This is a genomic window from Dasania sp. GY-MA-18 (genome assembly GCF_024734385.1).
Taxonomy (GTDB): domain Bacteria; phylum Pseudomonadota; class Gammaproteobacteria; order Pseudomonadales; family Dasaniaceae; genus Dasania; species Dasania phycosphaerae.
Map to the genome: position 1 here is coordinate 115515 of NZ_JANHAP010000003.1, position 12633 is coordinate 128147.

Genomic DNA, 12633 nt, shown 5'->3' on the forward strand with positions numbered 1-12633 from the left:
CCGGTTGTTTTTTGTTCAATGAAATCAAGGGCTTGCGCAGTCTACGAATTCTTATTATGAAAACAAGCACTTAGCGTCTATTTTAAGGCGGTAGCCGGCAGCAAGGAAAAGCAGTCATATTGATAATTTTTTCAACAATGCTGAGAAAATCCTGTATACTTCGGCGCAATTTTTTCCCCTGACATATTGAGTGACGCAATGGCAGAATTATCACATTACAGAAACATAGGTATCTTCGCGCACGTTGATGCTGGTAAGACCACAACCACAGAACGTATTTTGAAGTTGACCGGTAAAATCCACAAAACCGGTGAGGTTCATGACGGTGAATCAACCACTGACTTCATGGAGCAGGAAGCTGAGCGTGGTATAACCATACAGTCTGCTGCGACTACTTGTTTTTGGAAAAACCACCGCTTTAACGTAATCGACACACCAGGACACGTTGACTTCACTGTAGAAGTTTACCGTTCACTAAAAGTATTGGACGGCGGTATAGGCGTATTCTGTGGTTCTGGTGGTGTAGAGCCACAATCAGAAACTAACTGGCGTTATGCTAACGAATCAGAAGTTGCTCGTGTCATCTTTGTTAATAAGTTAGACCGCTTAGGCGCAGACTTCTTGCGTGTAGTGGGTCAAATCGAAAGAGTCCTGGGCGCTAACCCCCTAGTAATGACTTTACCTATAGGCCGTGAAGACGGTTTCGTAGGTGTAGTAGACGTATTAAACCAACAAGCCTTTGTTTGGGATGATACTGGCCTGCCTGAAAACTTCGAAATCAAAGAAATCCCCGAAGACATGGTTGACCAGGTTGCTGAATACCGCGAGAAGCTAATCGAAACCGCTGTTGAGCAAGATGACGACTTAATGATGGCCTACATGGATGGCGAAGAGCCTTCTATTGAAGACCTAAAGCGTTGCATACGTAAAGGTACTATTAACCTGGACTTCTTCCCCACTTTCTGTGGTTCTGCCTTTAAAAACAAAGGTATGCAGTTAGTGTTGGATGCAGTAGTTGATTACTTGCCTTCACCTACTGAAGTTGAAGCTCAGCCATTAACTGATGAGTACGGTGAGCCTACTGGTGAAGTAGCCACAGTATCGGTAGATGAGCCCTTACGTGCCTTAGCGTTTAAAATTATGGATGACCGCTTTGGTGCATTGACGTTTATTCGTATCTACTCAGGTACTTTAAACAAAGGCGACACTATTCTTAACTCTTTCACCGGTAAAACTGAGCGTGTTGGCCGTATGGTTGAGATGCATGCCGATGAGCGTACTGAATTAAGCACGGCTCACGCTGGTGACATTATCGCTATCGTAGGTATGAAGAACGTACAAACCGGTCACACCCTGTGTGATCCTAAGCACTCTTGTACGCTAGAGCCTATGATCTTCCCACAACCTGTAATCTCGATTGCGGTTGCGCCTAAAGATAAAGCCTCTACTGAGAAAATGGGTGTTGCGATTGGTAAAATGGTTGCAGAAGATCCTACCTTTGTTGTTGAAACTGACGAAGACTCAGGTGAAACCATTCTTAAAGGTATGGGTGAGCTGCACTTGGATATCAAAGTCGATATCTTAAAGCGCACCTACGGTGTTGAGCTAGATGTAGGTAAGCCTCAAGTTGCTTACCGCGAAACCATTACTCAGCCTATCGAAGACAGCTACACGCACAAGAAGCAGTCGGGTGGTTCTGGTCAGTTCGGTAAGATCGACTACCGCATCAAGCCAGGCGAGCCAGGTTCAGGCTTCACCTTTAGCTCTGTGGTTGTAGGTGGTAACGTTCCTAAGGAATTCTTCCCCGCGATTGAGAAAGGCTTTAAAGGCATGATGGGTGAAGGCCCACTAGCTGGCTTCCCCGTACTAGACGTAGAAGTTGAGCTATACGACGGTGGTTTCCACGCGGTTGACTCGTCAGCGGTTGCGTTTGAAATCGCGGCTAAAGGCGCTTTCCGTCAATCTATGCCTAAGGCCGGTCCACAGTTGATCGAGCCCATCATGGCAGTAGACGTGTTCACACCAGACGATCACGTAGGTGACGTAATTGGTGACTTGAACCGTAGGCGCGGCATGATCAAAGACCAAGAAGCTGGTGTTACCGGTGTGCGCATCAAAGCTGATGTTCCACTATCGGAAATGTTTGGTTACATCGGTCACTTGCGTACTATTACTTCTGGTCGTGGTCAGTTCTCTATGGAGTTCTCACACTACAACCCATGTCCAGCTAACGTGTCTGAAGAAGTAATCGCTGCTGAGAAAGAAAGAAAAGCTAACAAATAATTTTTGTTAGTTTAGTAATACTAAGCCCCGCTAATGAAAATTAGCGGGGCTTTTTTATGAGTTTAAAAACCTATGGCACAGCTATATAAAGCATTTCTACTCACCCTAGTGCTCTCTACTATTGCTAACCATGCTCAGGCTACAGAGCTGACCTATTATGTTGTTGAAAAACAATCGAGACCTTTTCAAATAGAGGCCAATGGTCAGAGTCAGGGCGGGATAATTACCGATATAGTCAGTGAATTAAGTCAGCGTTTAAATTGGCAGTTGCGGATAAAAATTTTGCCGTTTAAACGCATGTTGCAAGATATGGACAAGCATAAACATGACAGCTGGATAAATTATGCCGCTCCGGCCTGGGGGGTAGAGGGGGTACGCGGTGCGCAGAATCGCAATCTAGTTATGCCGGCAATAATGGAAGTAAAACATAAACTTTTACTGCGAGCAGACAATAGCTTTGAGCTAAGCAGTAAAGAGGATTTATGGGGCAAGACCTTAATTACCTTAATGGGCTTTGATTATCCGGGCATAGACGCAGAGCTGCAGCAGGGGTTGATACACAGGCTAGAAGTTAAAGACCATTATGCCGCTATCAAGGCGGTATACGCCCAGCGAGGCTTAGGCTTTGTCGGTATGGAAAATCGAATTCTATATAATATGAAGCGTGAAAATATTGATGCTAGTCTGTATAAGCTTATCGATTTTTCTGATGTGATACCCAGCTATAAAATCTTTTTAGGCGTCAGCCCAGACTTCGACCCACAGCTTAAACAGCAGTTGCAGCAAGAGTTTGTAAAAATGAAGCACGAAGGCGTGGTAGAGACGATTATCGCGCGATACACGACCCTGCTTTAGGGCGCCGTTGTGGGGGCATGCTGCTGGGCCTTCTGGATGCGCTCGCTAGTGGGTGGGTGAGTCGATAAAATATCACGCAGTGGTTTATCCTTTGCCCGCTGTTTTTTGCTGTTGTTGTCAAGCTGGGCAAAGCGTTGCATTACCGTGGCAAAATATTGCGGATGGATGCCATGCTGATGCATGGCGTGCAGCGCAAAGTCATCAGCCTCGGTTTCAAAGTCCCTAGAATAGGATAAATCTAAAATTAAGGTGGGCAGGCCGGTAAGCAGGTCCAGCGTGTCTATGTCGCCAGTGGCAATAATAACCACTAGGGTGACCATGCTGTCTTGCAATACCCGGCGAATAATATGCCTGCCCTGCAAATGCCCCAGCTCATGAAACAGCACTGCTAATAACTCTTTATCGTCTTCAACTAAATTAACCAGCGCATCGGTAAACACAATCTCGCCATTAGGAAGGGCTAAGGCATTGGCGCCCATGCCAGAGCGAAAATAAATTTTAGGGTTAAGCTCACTGTAATTGGCCAGTATGGGTTGGCTAAGCTCGAGAAGGGCTAGTTGACGTTCGGCGCTCAGTTCGCTGGGTTGAAAAATAGTTTTATCTAACAGCACTAAACTACTGGCTAACTTTTTTTGCGCAAACTCCGGCAGTTTAAAGGCAATAAAATTAGCCGCTGCTGGAATACCAAAAGTAAAACAGGCCCATAGCGCCACGGCGGTGGCCAAGGTGGCAAAGCAAATAGTGGGTAAGCTGTTTTCTAGTTTATGTAGCCAGCCACTGCGCTGCTTGCTCTTGGCTAGTTTCAGCCATGACTCTATAGCTTGATGATCGTCAGTAATAAATAATTGCTTATCGGCCAAGGCTATCTCGCGGGGAGTGCTGCCCAGCCTGCTATGTATGCGTAAATCCTTTAACTGCGTTTCAATGCGGGTGGGGGTGTCAGCTTGGTGATCTAGGTGTAGCGTCACTAGCTGGGGTTGTTGTGGGCTAAACGCCAAGCGCGCTGCTATGCGCTTAGAGGATAGCCCATCTAAAAAATGGCCTTCGATGACAGTCATGCTATGTGTTATACGCCAAAGTCGAAGACTTCACCAAACTGATCGCCTAAGGCAGTAATGCTGTCGTTTTCAGCAGCGATAAAGTTATCCAAAGAGCCGTGGGCTTGCAGGCATAAGTTATCGCATAAATATTTAGTCATGCGTACTTTCGCTGCAGGTAAGTATAGGCCTAGGGTTAAGACGGTGAGTACAGCATTAATAATAAATACCCGCGCCAAGCCTGGCAGGGTCAGCTGGGCTTTAAAGCGATGCCTGCCTAAGGATAAGCTGCGATAAAATAAATTAGTCACTTCGGCATAGAAGTAAGTGAACAGTATAAAGTACAGCGCCATCATTAAAACCGGAGCAACAAAATTAAGCGAGGCAAACAGCAGCGATATGCCCCACAGCGGCAAGCCTATAGTGATGCCTACGCCTATCATAATTAAAAACAACACGCCGTAATCTTTATAGGTGGCATCAAAATTAAAAGCGGTGGTACCGTAGGCGCTATTTTTAACTAGGTACTGGTTCATTTTGAGTATGGCCATGGGGTATAAAATCCCCAAGCTTAAAATGCCTAATAAGGGCCAAATATAAAACACCATAAAGGCCTCGCCATAACTGGCCTTAAAACGAAATTGGATATTTTTGTAGGCCGACATGCGGTGGTTAAAAGCCAGCGCTTTATTAACAAAAAAAGGTATCGCCAATGTCAGTGCTAAGGCCAGCACTAAGCCGGCACTGGGATCTTGTTGTGAAATAAAGGTGTAAGCAACAAACGCTAGCACGGCAATAATGCGGCTTTTGAGTATGGGTATAGGCTCTGCTAGGTAACGGAAGTTATTATTGTCTAAATAAAGGTTGGAGTAGAGATAGCGGTTGTTGCGCACCTTGGCCCAAGGGGAATATATGCCTAAGGTAATAATGCTCAGTAGTAAATTAACGATCCAAATTTTAAAATATTCGCTGCCGTCACCGCGAAATTTAAAATTACAGGCTTTAGCTGCTGGCGCATTGGCCGCGGCAGAAGAATTTGCTTCCATAGTAAGTCTTTCCATTGGTGATATTGTTATTGTTATTTAGCCTGCCCTCCAGACTAGCTATCAGCAGTATAGTAATAATTATTGGCTGGGCCTAATAAAAAGAATGGCAATATTTTACAAAAACAGCGCTTAAGAGTTTTTAGCTTGAGCTTTTTTAACCAGCCTATAGCAATCTATCATGCCCCACACCCACACTATGGCTAGCAGCCAGCTTAGGCTGGAGAGTGTGCCAGCGCTTACTTGGCCGGGGGTATTAAGTATGGCTTGCTGTATGGCGGCAGGGTCTATGGGGAGGTCGCCATTGATAATACGCTGGCTAATTATTTGTGACTTGTACCAGGCTTCTTTAATTAGCACCACTAACACGGCAACTACGATCAAGGCCGACACGGTACCCGCTAGGGGTTTTTTAAGTAGGAAATAGCCCGAGCCAGGAAAGACAAAGGCGGAGAGTAGTAGGGGTTTCACAGTCAAACCTTAATTGTTAATGGTACTAGTTGCTAAAAGTACTGTAACAATTAAGGTTTGTCATCTTTATCAGTTAGGCAGGCAGTTTATTAATAATATACTCGCCTATAGGTATGGCCGAGGTTGCCGCCGGTGAGGGGGCGTTGCATACGTGTAAGCTGCGTGGGCTTTCGGCGAATAAAAAGTCGTGCACTAAGGTGCCGTCACTTAATACTGCTTGTGCGCGTATACCTGCGGGGTAGGGCTTTAAATCCGCTAGGGTTAGTTGTGGGCAGTATTTTTGCACCAGTTTTAAGTAGCCGGGTTTCCACCAAGAGTTCCAGGTTTCTACTAAGCCAGTTTTGTAGTTGGCCTGTAATACTTTCCAAAAACCTTTAAAGGTGATCATATCCAGCACATCGCGCAGGCTGATATTAATTTTGCCATAGCCTTCACGCTTCCAGCCCTGTACCGCATTGGGGCCTACGGTAACGGAGCCGTCTATCATGCGGGTGAGGTGTACGCCTAAAAAGGGCAGCTCAGGATCAGGTATGGGGTAGATCAAATGTTTAACTATGTCGTTGTGCTTGGTGGGTAATTGGTAGTATTCACCGCGGAAAGGAATAATTTGAAAATCGGTTTCTATGCCTAGCATACGAGTAGTGCGGTCGGCCATTAAGCCGGAGCAGGTGATTAAAAAACCGGCGCTAATAACTTGCGTTTGACCGTTACAGTTAACCGTTACGTTAATGTTGTCGGAGGTTTCTTGCAGGCCAATTACTTCGCTATTAAGTCTGGCTTCACCGCCTAACTTTTCAAACTGTTTAGCCATGGCGATGCTAACTTGTTGATAGTTAACAATGCCAGTGGTTCTAACGTAAATAGCACCCAGGCCGACGATGTTGGGCTCACGCTGTTTTAGTTCAGCCTCGGATAATAGTTCCACCTCTAAGCCATTTTCTAAGCAGCGTTGAAACAGGGCTTGCATACGCTCAACTTCCACCGCATTGGTGGCTACTAAGAGTTTGCCACATTGCTCTACTTTAATATTGTGCTCAGCACAAAATTTTAAGGTGGCATCAACACCGCGCTTACAAAAATCAGCTTTTAAGCTACCCGGCGCATAGTAAACACCGGCGTGAATCACGCCGCTGTTATGGCCGGTTTGGTGTTTGGCGTATTGGTCTTCTTTTTCTAGCAGTAAAACTTTTTTACTGGGTTCGCGCTGTTGCAGCTGCATAGCGGTTGAAAGGCCAACTATGCCGCCGCCGATAATAATATAATCGTAATCTATACCGCTCACAGCGCTACCTCCAGATGGTTAAATATTTAAAAAAGTTTATCGAGTGAAGTGACCGCGCTGTCTTAATAGCTCGCGGCGTAGGCCTTCATGGGCAACAAACTTATCGCGGCCGTGTAGCCACATGTAGTTTTGTACTACCAACATAGAGCCCACTCTAACGCGCACGTTAATGCAGTTTTCTTCACTTTCTAGCGATTCACCCATGGCGTGCAAGTATAAACCCTGGGCGCGGTTTTGTGGCTCGGCAAACTGGTCTATGTATGACAGCTGGGGGTTGCCGTTAACGTCTTCATCAATAAATACAGGGTGGTGAACCTTAGTGCTAACGTTTTTGCTAGGTGGAGCACCCCATTGTATAGATTGCTTGGCTAGGGGGTGGTGGTAAAACTTATTAAGGTCTTTCCAATCATCCAAGTGCAGTAGCAGTGAGTCGCCACCATCCATGTTTTCTTCGGCCATCTTCATCATTAAAACAAAGTCAGTTTGTTCGTTAACAAAGGTGCCGTCATTGTGTAACTCCATGCGGCGGTGTGCTTGACGCAGGTAGCTGTCGCTGTTGTCTTTGTTCTCTACTGTGAAGCGTGCGTAAAACTTACCGTACATGGCGTCATGGTTGGGGATGCCGCAGATGTGTGAGATAGCGGTAGAAAGTTGTACGTGGAAGTCACCCTCTTGGTTAGCTTCTTCAGTATTAACGGGCTGGCCTTCGTATTCTAGTAGGAAGCCGCCGGTGTTACGGTCGCGCAGGGTGGCGTGTAAAAAGGCACCTAGGCTGTAATCGGTGATTTTGTCTAGTGCTTCAGCCAAGGCAAAGCGCAGGAAGGGTTTGTACTCTATTGCTTGTACCGAGTAGGTTTCACAGCTGCTTTTAAAGGCTTTAACTGTATCCGCGCTCAAAGTGACGACTTGCAAGCGCTGGCTGGCGGGGTAAGGGGCAACGGTAAAGCCGATAGGGCTAACGGAAGCAGGTTTTTGTAGAGCTAATGCGTTCATGGCTTTCTCCTGGTATTTGTTTTGGGCCTACCGGCAAGCATTTAGGTTGTGCTGTCGTGTAGCTGAGGGCAATAATGTCGACATTCTTGGTAAATGTCAACAAAAATATAAATCGGCGAGATTTAACTTTTCTGTCGATCCAGCATAAAATGGCCACCACTAAGCCTATTGATGAGAAACCGCATGTCTGCCATTACCCCAGCCAGCGCTAGCAGCCCCGAAAATAGTGATAACTTTGCCTCACAGGTATTGGGGCAGCTGAAAAGCGATATTCTCAATGGTTATTTTGGCCCCGGTGAAAAGCTGAAAATGGCCACCTTAAAAGAGCGCTATCAAGTGGGAGTTAGCCCCCTGCGTGAGGCGCTATCGCAATTATTGGTAGAACAGCTGGTGGTGGTAGAGAACCAGCGCGGTTTTAGGGTGCACCCTATCTCGCTGGAGGAAATGAAGGATATTTACGATACCCGGGCGCAGATCGAGGCCCTGTGTGTTAAGCAGGCTATAGCCCGTGGGGATGATGAATGGGAGGCGGCGATAGTCGCTGCCAGTCATCGCTTAAATAAGTCGGGTGAGCTGCTGGAAAAGGCCAGCGACGATGTGCAGGAGTGGGAGTTGCGCCATCAGGCCTTCCACACGGCCATAGCCAGCGGCTGTGGCTCTGCGACCTTGTTGCAGGTGCGTCGCTCGCTGTACGAGAAGGCCTCGCGCTACCGCAACCTGTGGCTAAAGCAGAATATGTCGGATCGCACAGTGTACCACGCCAACCGTCAGGAGCACGATGAGTTGGTAGAGGCCTTATTGCAGCGCGATGCCGATACGGCGGTTGCCCTGATTAGCCGGCACCTGCTGCGGCCCAGCCAGCTGTTACAGCAGGCTGAGCCTTCCTTGTTTTAGTGGCCGGCTTTTTGCTGGGCGATATAGTCGTCAACCAGTTGCTCCAACACGGTTAGCGGCACCGAGCCATTGCGCAACACTACATCGTGATACTCGCGTATATCAAAACGCTGGCCCAAGGCTAGGCGGGCTTTTTCTCGCAGTTCGATAATTTTTAGCATACCTATCTTATAGGCTGTGGCCTGTGCGGGCATTACGATATGGCGCTCCACCATTTTTACGGCATCGGCCAAGGCGTTGGGGGTATTGTTGGCGTAGTAGTCTATGCCTTGCTGGCGGGTCCAGCGTTTGGCGTGTATGCCGGTATCGACCACTAGGCGGCAGGCCCGCCACAGCTCCATAGCCAGGCGGCCGAAGTCGGCGTAAGGGTCTTGGTACAGGCCTATCTCTTTGGGCAGCATCTCAGAATATAGGCCCCAGCCTTCGGTGTAGGCGGTATAGCCCTCAAATTTGCGAAACTTGGGCAGGCTGTCCATCTCTTGCTTAATGGCTATTTGCATATGGTGGCCGGGTATACCCTCGTGGTAGGCCAACGCCGCCATTTGGTAGCTGGGCATGGAGGCCATGTCGTAGAGGTTGGCGTAATAAATGCCGGGGCGCGAGCCATCGGGGGCTGGCATTTGGTAAAAAGCTTTACCGGCAGATTTCTCTCTAAAGGCCTCTACTCGTTTCACTTTAAGTTGAGCCTTGGGCTGGGTTAAAAATAATTGCTCTAAGCGCCCCTGCATATCGTCTATCAGTGCGGTAGCCTCGCGTAAATAGCGATCCCGGCCTTGTGGGGTTTCAGGGTAGTAGAACTGTGGGTCTTGGCGCATAAAGTCAAAAAACGCGCGCAGTTCTCCCTTAAAGCCGACTTGTTGCATAATTTGCCGCATCTCACTATGTATGCGGGCCACTTCTTGTAAGCCTATGTTGTGTATCTGCTCTGCGTTTAATGTAGTGGTAGTGATTTTGGCCAGGGCATGGTTATAGAAGGCTTCGCCGTCTGGTAGTTTCCATACGCCAGCGCGGTTATCGGCTTGTTGTGCTAGTTGCTCTAAATAGCTAATTAATTGTTGGTAGGCGGGGCGTAGCTGATGCAGTAAGGCATGCTGCAGTTGTTGCAGCAGCTGTTTGTTTTCGCTGGGGCTGAGTTCCAGCGAGCTTAATTTGTTTTTAAAGTCTGCTAGTAAGGTGCTGTCTTTGCCTTCAGCAAAGGGTTGCCCGTTGAGTAGGTTTTTTGAGTCGCGTATTACATGAGCAAAGACAAATTTCGGTGCAATAATGCCTTTGTCGGCGCGTAGTTGTAGTTGTTCTATCAGCTGAGTGATTAAGCGCTGGCTGCCTTTTACCCTGGCGATATAGTCCAGCGCTTCTTTGTGGTTGGCGATGCTGTGTTGGTTAATTAAAAAAGCCGGTATTTCTGAGTGGGTGCCAAACATTTGGTTTACCGGGTAGCTGTGGTGACGCCAGGGGTAATCATCAATTTGGCTTTGCAAATATAAGCGCATCAGCTCGTGGCTGAGCAAGGTCTGCGGGCTGAGTTGCGTTTGATCCAGGCTTTGCAGGCGCTGTAGGTTGGCTTGGGCGTGATGATGTTCTGCCAGGGCAAACTGCTCGGATAAATCATGCCATTTATCATAATCTTTTTTGATACCTAAATAGGTTTGCCACAGTGGGTCGCGGTCTACGGCCTCATCAAAAATTTGATCGTACAGCTGGCGGGCTCGCTGGGTTTCGCTAATGGCCTGCTGCTCGGCTGCTGGTGATGGTAGTTGTGACGGTGGGCTGCTATCGCCACAGGCGGCTAGGCATGAACTAATAATCAATAGGGGCAAGGTTTTCATCATGGGCCTTCGTATAGTCTGGTTAATAATAATGTAAGACGTTTGTTGGCTAAATGCACTCAATTGTAGTTAATCGGCAGCTAACAGCTTGAAAAGAAAGTAAAACATGTTTAACTATTGAGCAGCTGTTCAAACTTCAGCAAAGGCTATAGCGGATGAAAATTCGACCCGGTGTGCATAATCGAATGGCCATATTACTGCTGGCAATATTACTGTTAGCCAAAGGGGCGATGGCCTATGCCGAGGCCTGTAGCACGCAGCAGCACAGGCAGTTCGATTTTTGGCTAGGTGACTGGGATGTTTTTGATGCCAGTGGCCAGCAGGTGGGGCGCAATCATATTTTTAGTGTATTAGACGGTTGCGCGCTTTCCGAAAACTGGACTAGCGCCAGTGGCAATGCCGGCAAGAGCTATAATTTTTACGATGCCGCTGAAAATAAGTGGCACCAAACCTGGATAGACCAGCAGGGTGGCGCTTTATATTTAGACGGTGGTTTGCAGCAAGGGAAAATGGTATTAAGTGGTACCAGGCTTGGCAAAAATGGCCAAGCTACCCTAGAGCGCATTACTTGGACACGATTAGACGATGGCCGGGTAAAACAGCACTGGCAGTCATCGCCCGATAAAGGTGCGACTTGGGCTGAAGTATTTGTAGGGTATTATCAGCCACGTAAAAAAGACAATAATAACTAGGAGTTAAAGCGGTATGGGCATTAAAGCACGATTAACAAATATTTTGAGAGCAGGCCTAGTGTGTTGCAGCACTATGGCTGCGGCTGACACTTTGGTCGTGGCTACTGACATATGGGAAGACTTTAGCAACGCCGACGGTAGCGGCTACTACACCGATATTTTAAGCGCTATTTATGAGCCGCGCGGTATCAAGGTAGAGGTTAAATATGTGCCTTATAAACGCTCGGTGGAAATGATGACTAGCGGCAAAGCCGATGTGGTGTTAGGGGCTTATAAAAGCGAAGGTTTGGCGGGCAGCTATGCCGCCTATCCCTTGGAGATGGATGTGGTTGATGTGGCTATTAGCCCCGAGTTGGCGGCGTCTTGGAGTGGCCTGGCGACGCTGGAGGGTAAAAAAGTAGGGGCAGTGCGGGGCAATGACTTTGATGAGTATGTGCCGGTAAAAATTCAGTATAAGGAAGTGTCTAATCTTAAGTCTTTAGTCAAAATGCTAAACCATAAGCGTATAGACGCGATACTGGATTACGAGGCAGATATATTAAGAGAGCTAAAAGCCACCGGTGAGACCGCAAAATTTGAAATCAAAAACGGGGTGATTAAAACCCCCAGTTTTGCGGTGTTTGCCAATAACAGCCACGGCCAGGCTATGTTGAAGATATTCAACGAGGCATTTATAGAGTTGCACCAAAGTGGCCAATTAAAAGAACTGTTAATGAAAAACACCGGCAGTTTAGATGGTTACCCTGTGCTGGAATAAGCGCGCGGTTATAAACCTAGCGCCGACAGGCCCGGGTGATCATCGGGCCTAGGGCCCAGCGGCCAGCGGAACTTGCGCTGGTCTTCGCTAATAGCGAGATCATTAATACTGGCATGTCTAGCGGCCATTAAGCCCTGCTTGTCAAATTGCCAGTTTTCATTACCGTAGGAGCGGTACCATTGCCCGGCGGCATCCTGCCATTCGTAAGCAAAGCGTACCGCAATCCTATCGTCTGTGTAGCACCACACCTCCTTGATTAAGCGGTACTGCAATTCCTGCGACCACTTACGTTGTAAAAAGGCAATAATCTGCTCGCGGCCCTGTAAAAATTCAGCGCGATTGCGCCATTGTGAGTCGGCGGTATAAGCCTGGGCTATGGCTTCGGGGTTTTGGCCGTTCCAGGCGTCTTCGGCTTTACGGGCTTTAAGCACCGCCTCTTCGTGGCTAAAGGGAGGGATAGGCGGGCGTGATTTAGAGCTAGTCATGAGGCTGTTCCTGTA

The 12633-nt window shown here is 47.7% G+C and carries 12 protein-coding genes; 5 read left to right on the forward strand and 7 right to left on the reverse strand.

The features are described from left to right. Positions 1 to 198 precede the first annotated feature (198 nt). Together fusA and NO559_RS04750 are read left to right on the forward strand one after the other, a co-directional pair. Positions 199 to 2283, forward strand: coding sequence for an elongation factor G (gene fusA / locus NO559_RS04745; RefSeq protein WP_258330649.1), 2085 nt, complete (start codon positions 199 to 201; stop codon positions 2281 to 2283). Between the two features lie 72 nt (positions 2284 to 2355). Next, the gene (locus NO559_RS04750; RefSeq protein WP_258330650.1) at positions 2356 to 3138 is read left to right on the forward strand and encodes an ABC transporter substrate-binding protein; all 783 of its coding nucleotides are present in this window, start codon (positions 2356 to 2358) and stop codon (positions 3136 to 3138) included. Here the strand turns inward: NO559_RS04750 and NO559_RS04755 are convergent. The 5 genes from NO559_RS04755 to glaH all read right to left on the reverse strand — a co-directional run bounded on the left by NO559_RS04755 (position 3135) and on the right by glaH (position 7964). Continuing rightward, positions 3135 to 4196: a M48 family metallopeptidase gene (locus tag NO559_RS04755; protein WP_258330651.1), complete on the reverse strand. Its 1062-nt coding sequence runs from the start codon at positions 4194 to 4196 to the stop codon at positions 3135 to 3137. The two genes, NO559_RS04750 and NO559_RS04755, sit on opposite strands and share 4 nt — an antisense overlap. Before the next feature lie 8 nt (positions 4197 to 4204). Continuing rightward, positions 4205 to 5221 (reverse strand): YjgN family protein, encoded by a 1017-nt coding sequence (locus NO559_RS04760; protein ID WP_258330652.1) that lies wholly within the window; start codon positions 5219 to 5221, stop codon positions 4205 to 4207. Between the two features lie 129 nt (positions 5222 to 5350). Next, a complete protein-coding gene (locus NO559_RS04765; protein ID WP_258330653.1) occupies positions 5351 to 5689 on the reverse strand; it encodes a hypothetical protein in 339 nt (112 codons plus the stop codon). Positions 5690 to 5762: 73 nt separating this feature from the next. Continuing rightward, complete coding sequence (lhgO, locus tag NO559_RS04770) at positions 5763 to 6971, reverse strand: L-2-hydroxyglutarate oxidase (protein WP_258330654.1); 1209 nt, start codon at positions 6969 to 6971, stop codon at positions 5763 to 5765. 36 nt (positions 6972 to 7007) lie between these two features. After that, on the reverse strand, positions 7008 to 7964 hold the full coding sequence (glaH, locus tag NO559_RS04775) for a glutarate dioxygenase GlaH (protein WP_258330655.1): 957 nt from the start codon (positions 7962 to 7964) through the stop codon (positions 7008 to 7010). Between the two features lie 183 nt (positions 7965 to 8147). Here glaH and csiR point away from each other — a divergent pair, with 183 nt between their 5' ends. Further along, positions 8148 to 8858: a DNA-binding transcriptional regulator CsiR gene (csiR, locus tag NO559_RS04780; RefSeq protein ID WP_258330656.1), complete on the forward strand. Its 711-nt coding sequence runs from the start codon at positions 8148 to 8150 to the stop codon at positions 8856 to 8858. On the opposite strand, the gene NO559_RS04785 is transcribed toward csiR, so the two are convergent. Next, positions 8855 to 10687, reverse strand: coding sequence for a DUF885 family protein (locus NO559_RS04785; protein ID WP_258330657.1), 1833 nt, complete (start codon positions 10685 to 10687; stop codon positions 8855 to 8857). The two genes, csiR and NO559_RS04785, sit on opposite strands and share 4 nt — an antisense overlap. A 152-nt stretch (positions 10688 to 10839) precedes the next feature. Here NO559_RS04785 and NO559_RS04790 point away from each other — a divergent pair, with 152 nt between their 5' ends. Together NO559_RS04790 and NO559_RS04795 are read left to right on the forward strand one after the other, a co-directional pair. Beyond that, on the forward strand, positions 10840 to 11376 hold the full coding sequence (locus NO559_RS04790) for a hypothetical protein (RefSeq protein ID WP_258330658.1): 537 nt from the start codon (positions 10840 to 10842) through the stop codon (positions 11374 to 11376). Positions 11377 to 11389: 13 nt separating this feature from the next. After that, positions 11390 to 12133 carry an ABC transporter substrate-binding protein gene (locus tag NO559_RS04795; RefSeq protein WP_258330659.1) on the forward strand — a complete coding sequence of 248 codons (744 nt, stop codon included), beginning with the start codon at positions 11390 to 11392 and terminating at the stop codon, positions 12131 to 12133. 8 nt (positions 12134 to 12141) lie between these two features. Here NO559_RS04795 and NO559_RS04800 read toward each other — a convergent pair whose 3' ends face one another. Next, positions 12142 to 12618: a nuclear transport factor 2 family protein gene (locus tag NO559_RS04800; protein ID WP_258330660.1), complete on the reverse strand. Its 477-nt coding sequence runs from the start codon at positions 12616 to 12618 to the stop codon at positions 12142 to 12144. Positions 12619 to 12633: the final 15 nt, after the last annotated feature.

What these genes read in the sequence shown, in the direction of transcription:
- fusA (WP_258330649.1), top strand. Translation starts at nt 199, where the DNA reads ATGGCAGAATTATCACATTACAGAAACATAGGTATCTTCGCGCACGTT.
- NO559_RS04750 (WP_258330650.1), top strand. Translation starts at nt 2,356, where the DNA reads ATGGCACAGCTATATAAAGCATTTCTACTCACCCTAGTGCTCTCTACT.
- NO559_RS04755 (WP_258330651.1), bottom strand. Translation starts at nt 4,196, where the DNA reads ATGACTGTCATCGAAGGCCATTTTTTAGATGGGCTATCCTCTAAGCGC.
- NO559_RS04760 (WP_258330652.1), bottom strand. Translation starts at nt 5,221, where the DNA reads ATGGAAGCAAATTCTTCTGCCGCGGCCAATGCGCCAGCAGCTAAAGCC.
- glaH (WP_258330655.1), bottom strand. Translation starts at nt 7,964, where the DNA reads ATGAACGCATTAGCTCTACAAAAACCTGCTTCCGTTAGCCCTATCGGC.
- csiR (WP_258330656.1), top strand. Translation starts at nt 8,148, where the DNA reads ATGTCTGCCATTACCCCAGCCAGCGCTAGCAGCCCCGAAAATAGTGAT.
- NO559_RS04785 (WP_258330657.1), bottom strand. Translation starts at nt 10,687, where the DNA reads ATGATGAAAACCTTGCCCCTATTGATTATTAGTTCATGCCTAGCCGCC.
- NO559_RS04790 (WP_258330658.1), top strand. Translation starts at nt 10,840, where the DNA reads ATGAAAATTCGACCCGGTGTGCATAATCGAATGGCCATATTACTGCTG.
- NO559_RS04795 (WP_258330659.1), top strand. Translation starts at nt 11,390, where the DNA reads ATGGGCATTAAAGCACGATTAACAAATATTTTGAGAGCAGGCCTAGTG.
- NO559_RS04800 (WP_258330660.1), bottom strand. Translation starts at nt 12,618, where the DNA reads ATGACTAGCTCTAAATCACGCCCGCCTATCCCTCCCTTTAGCCACGAA.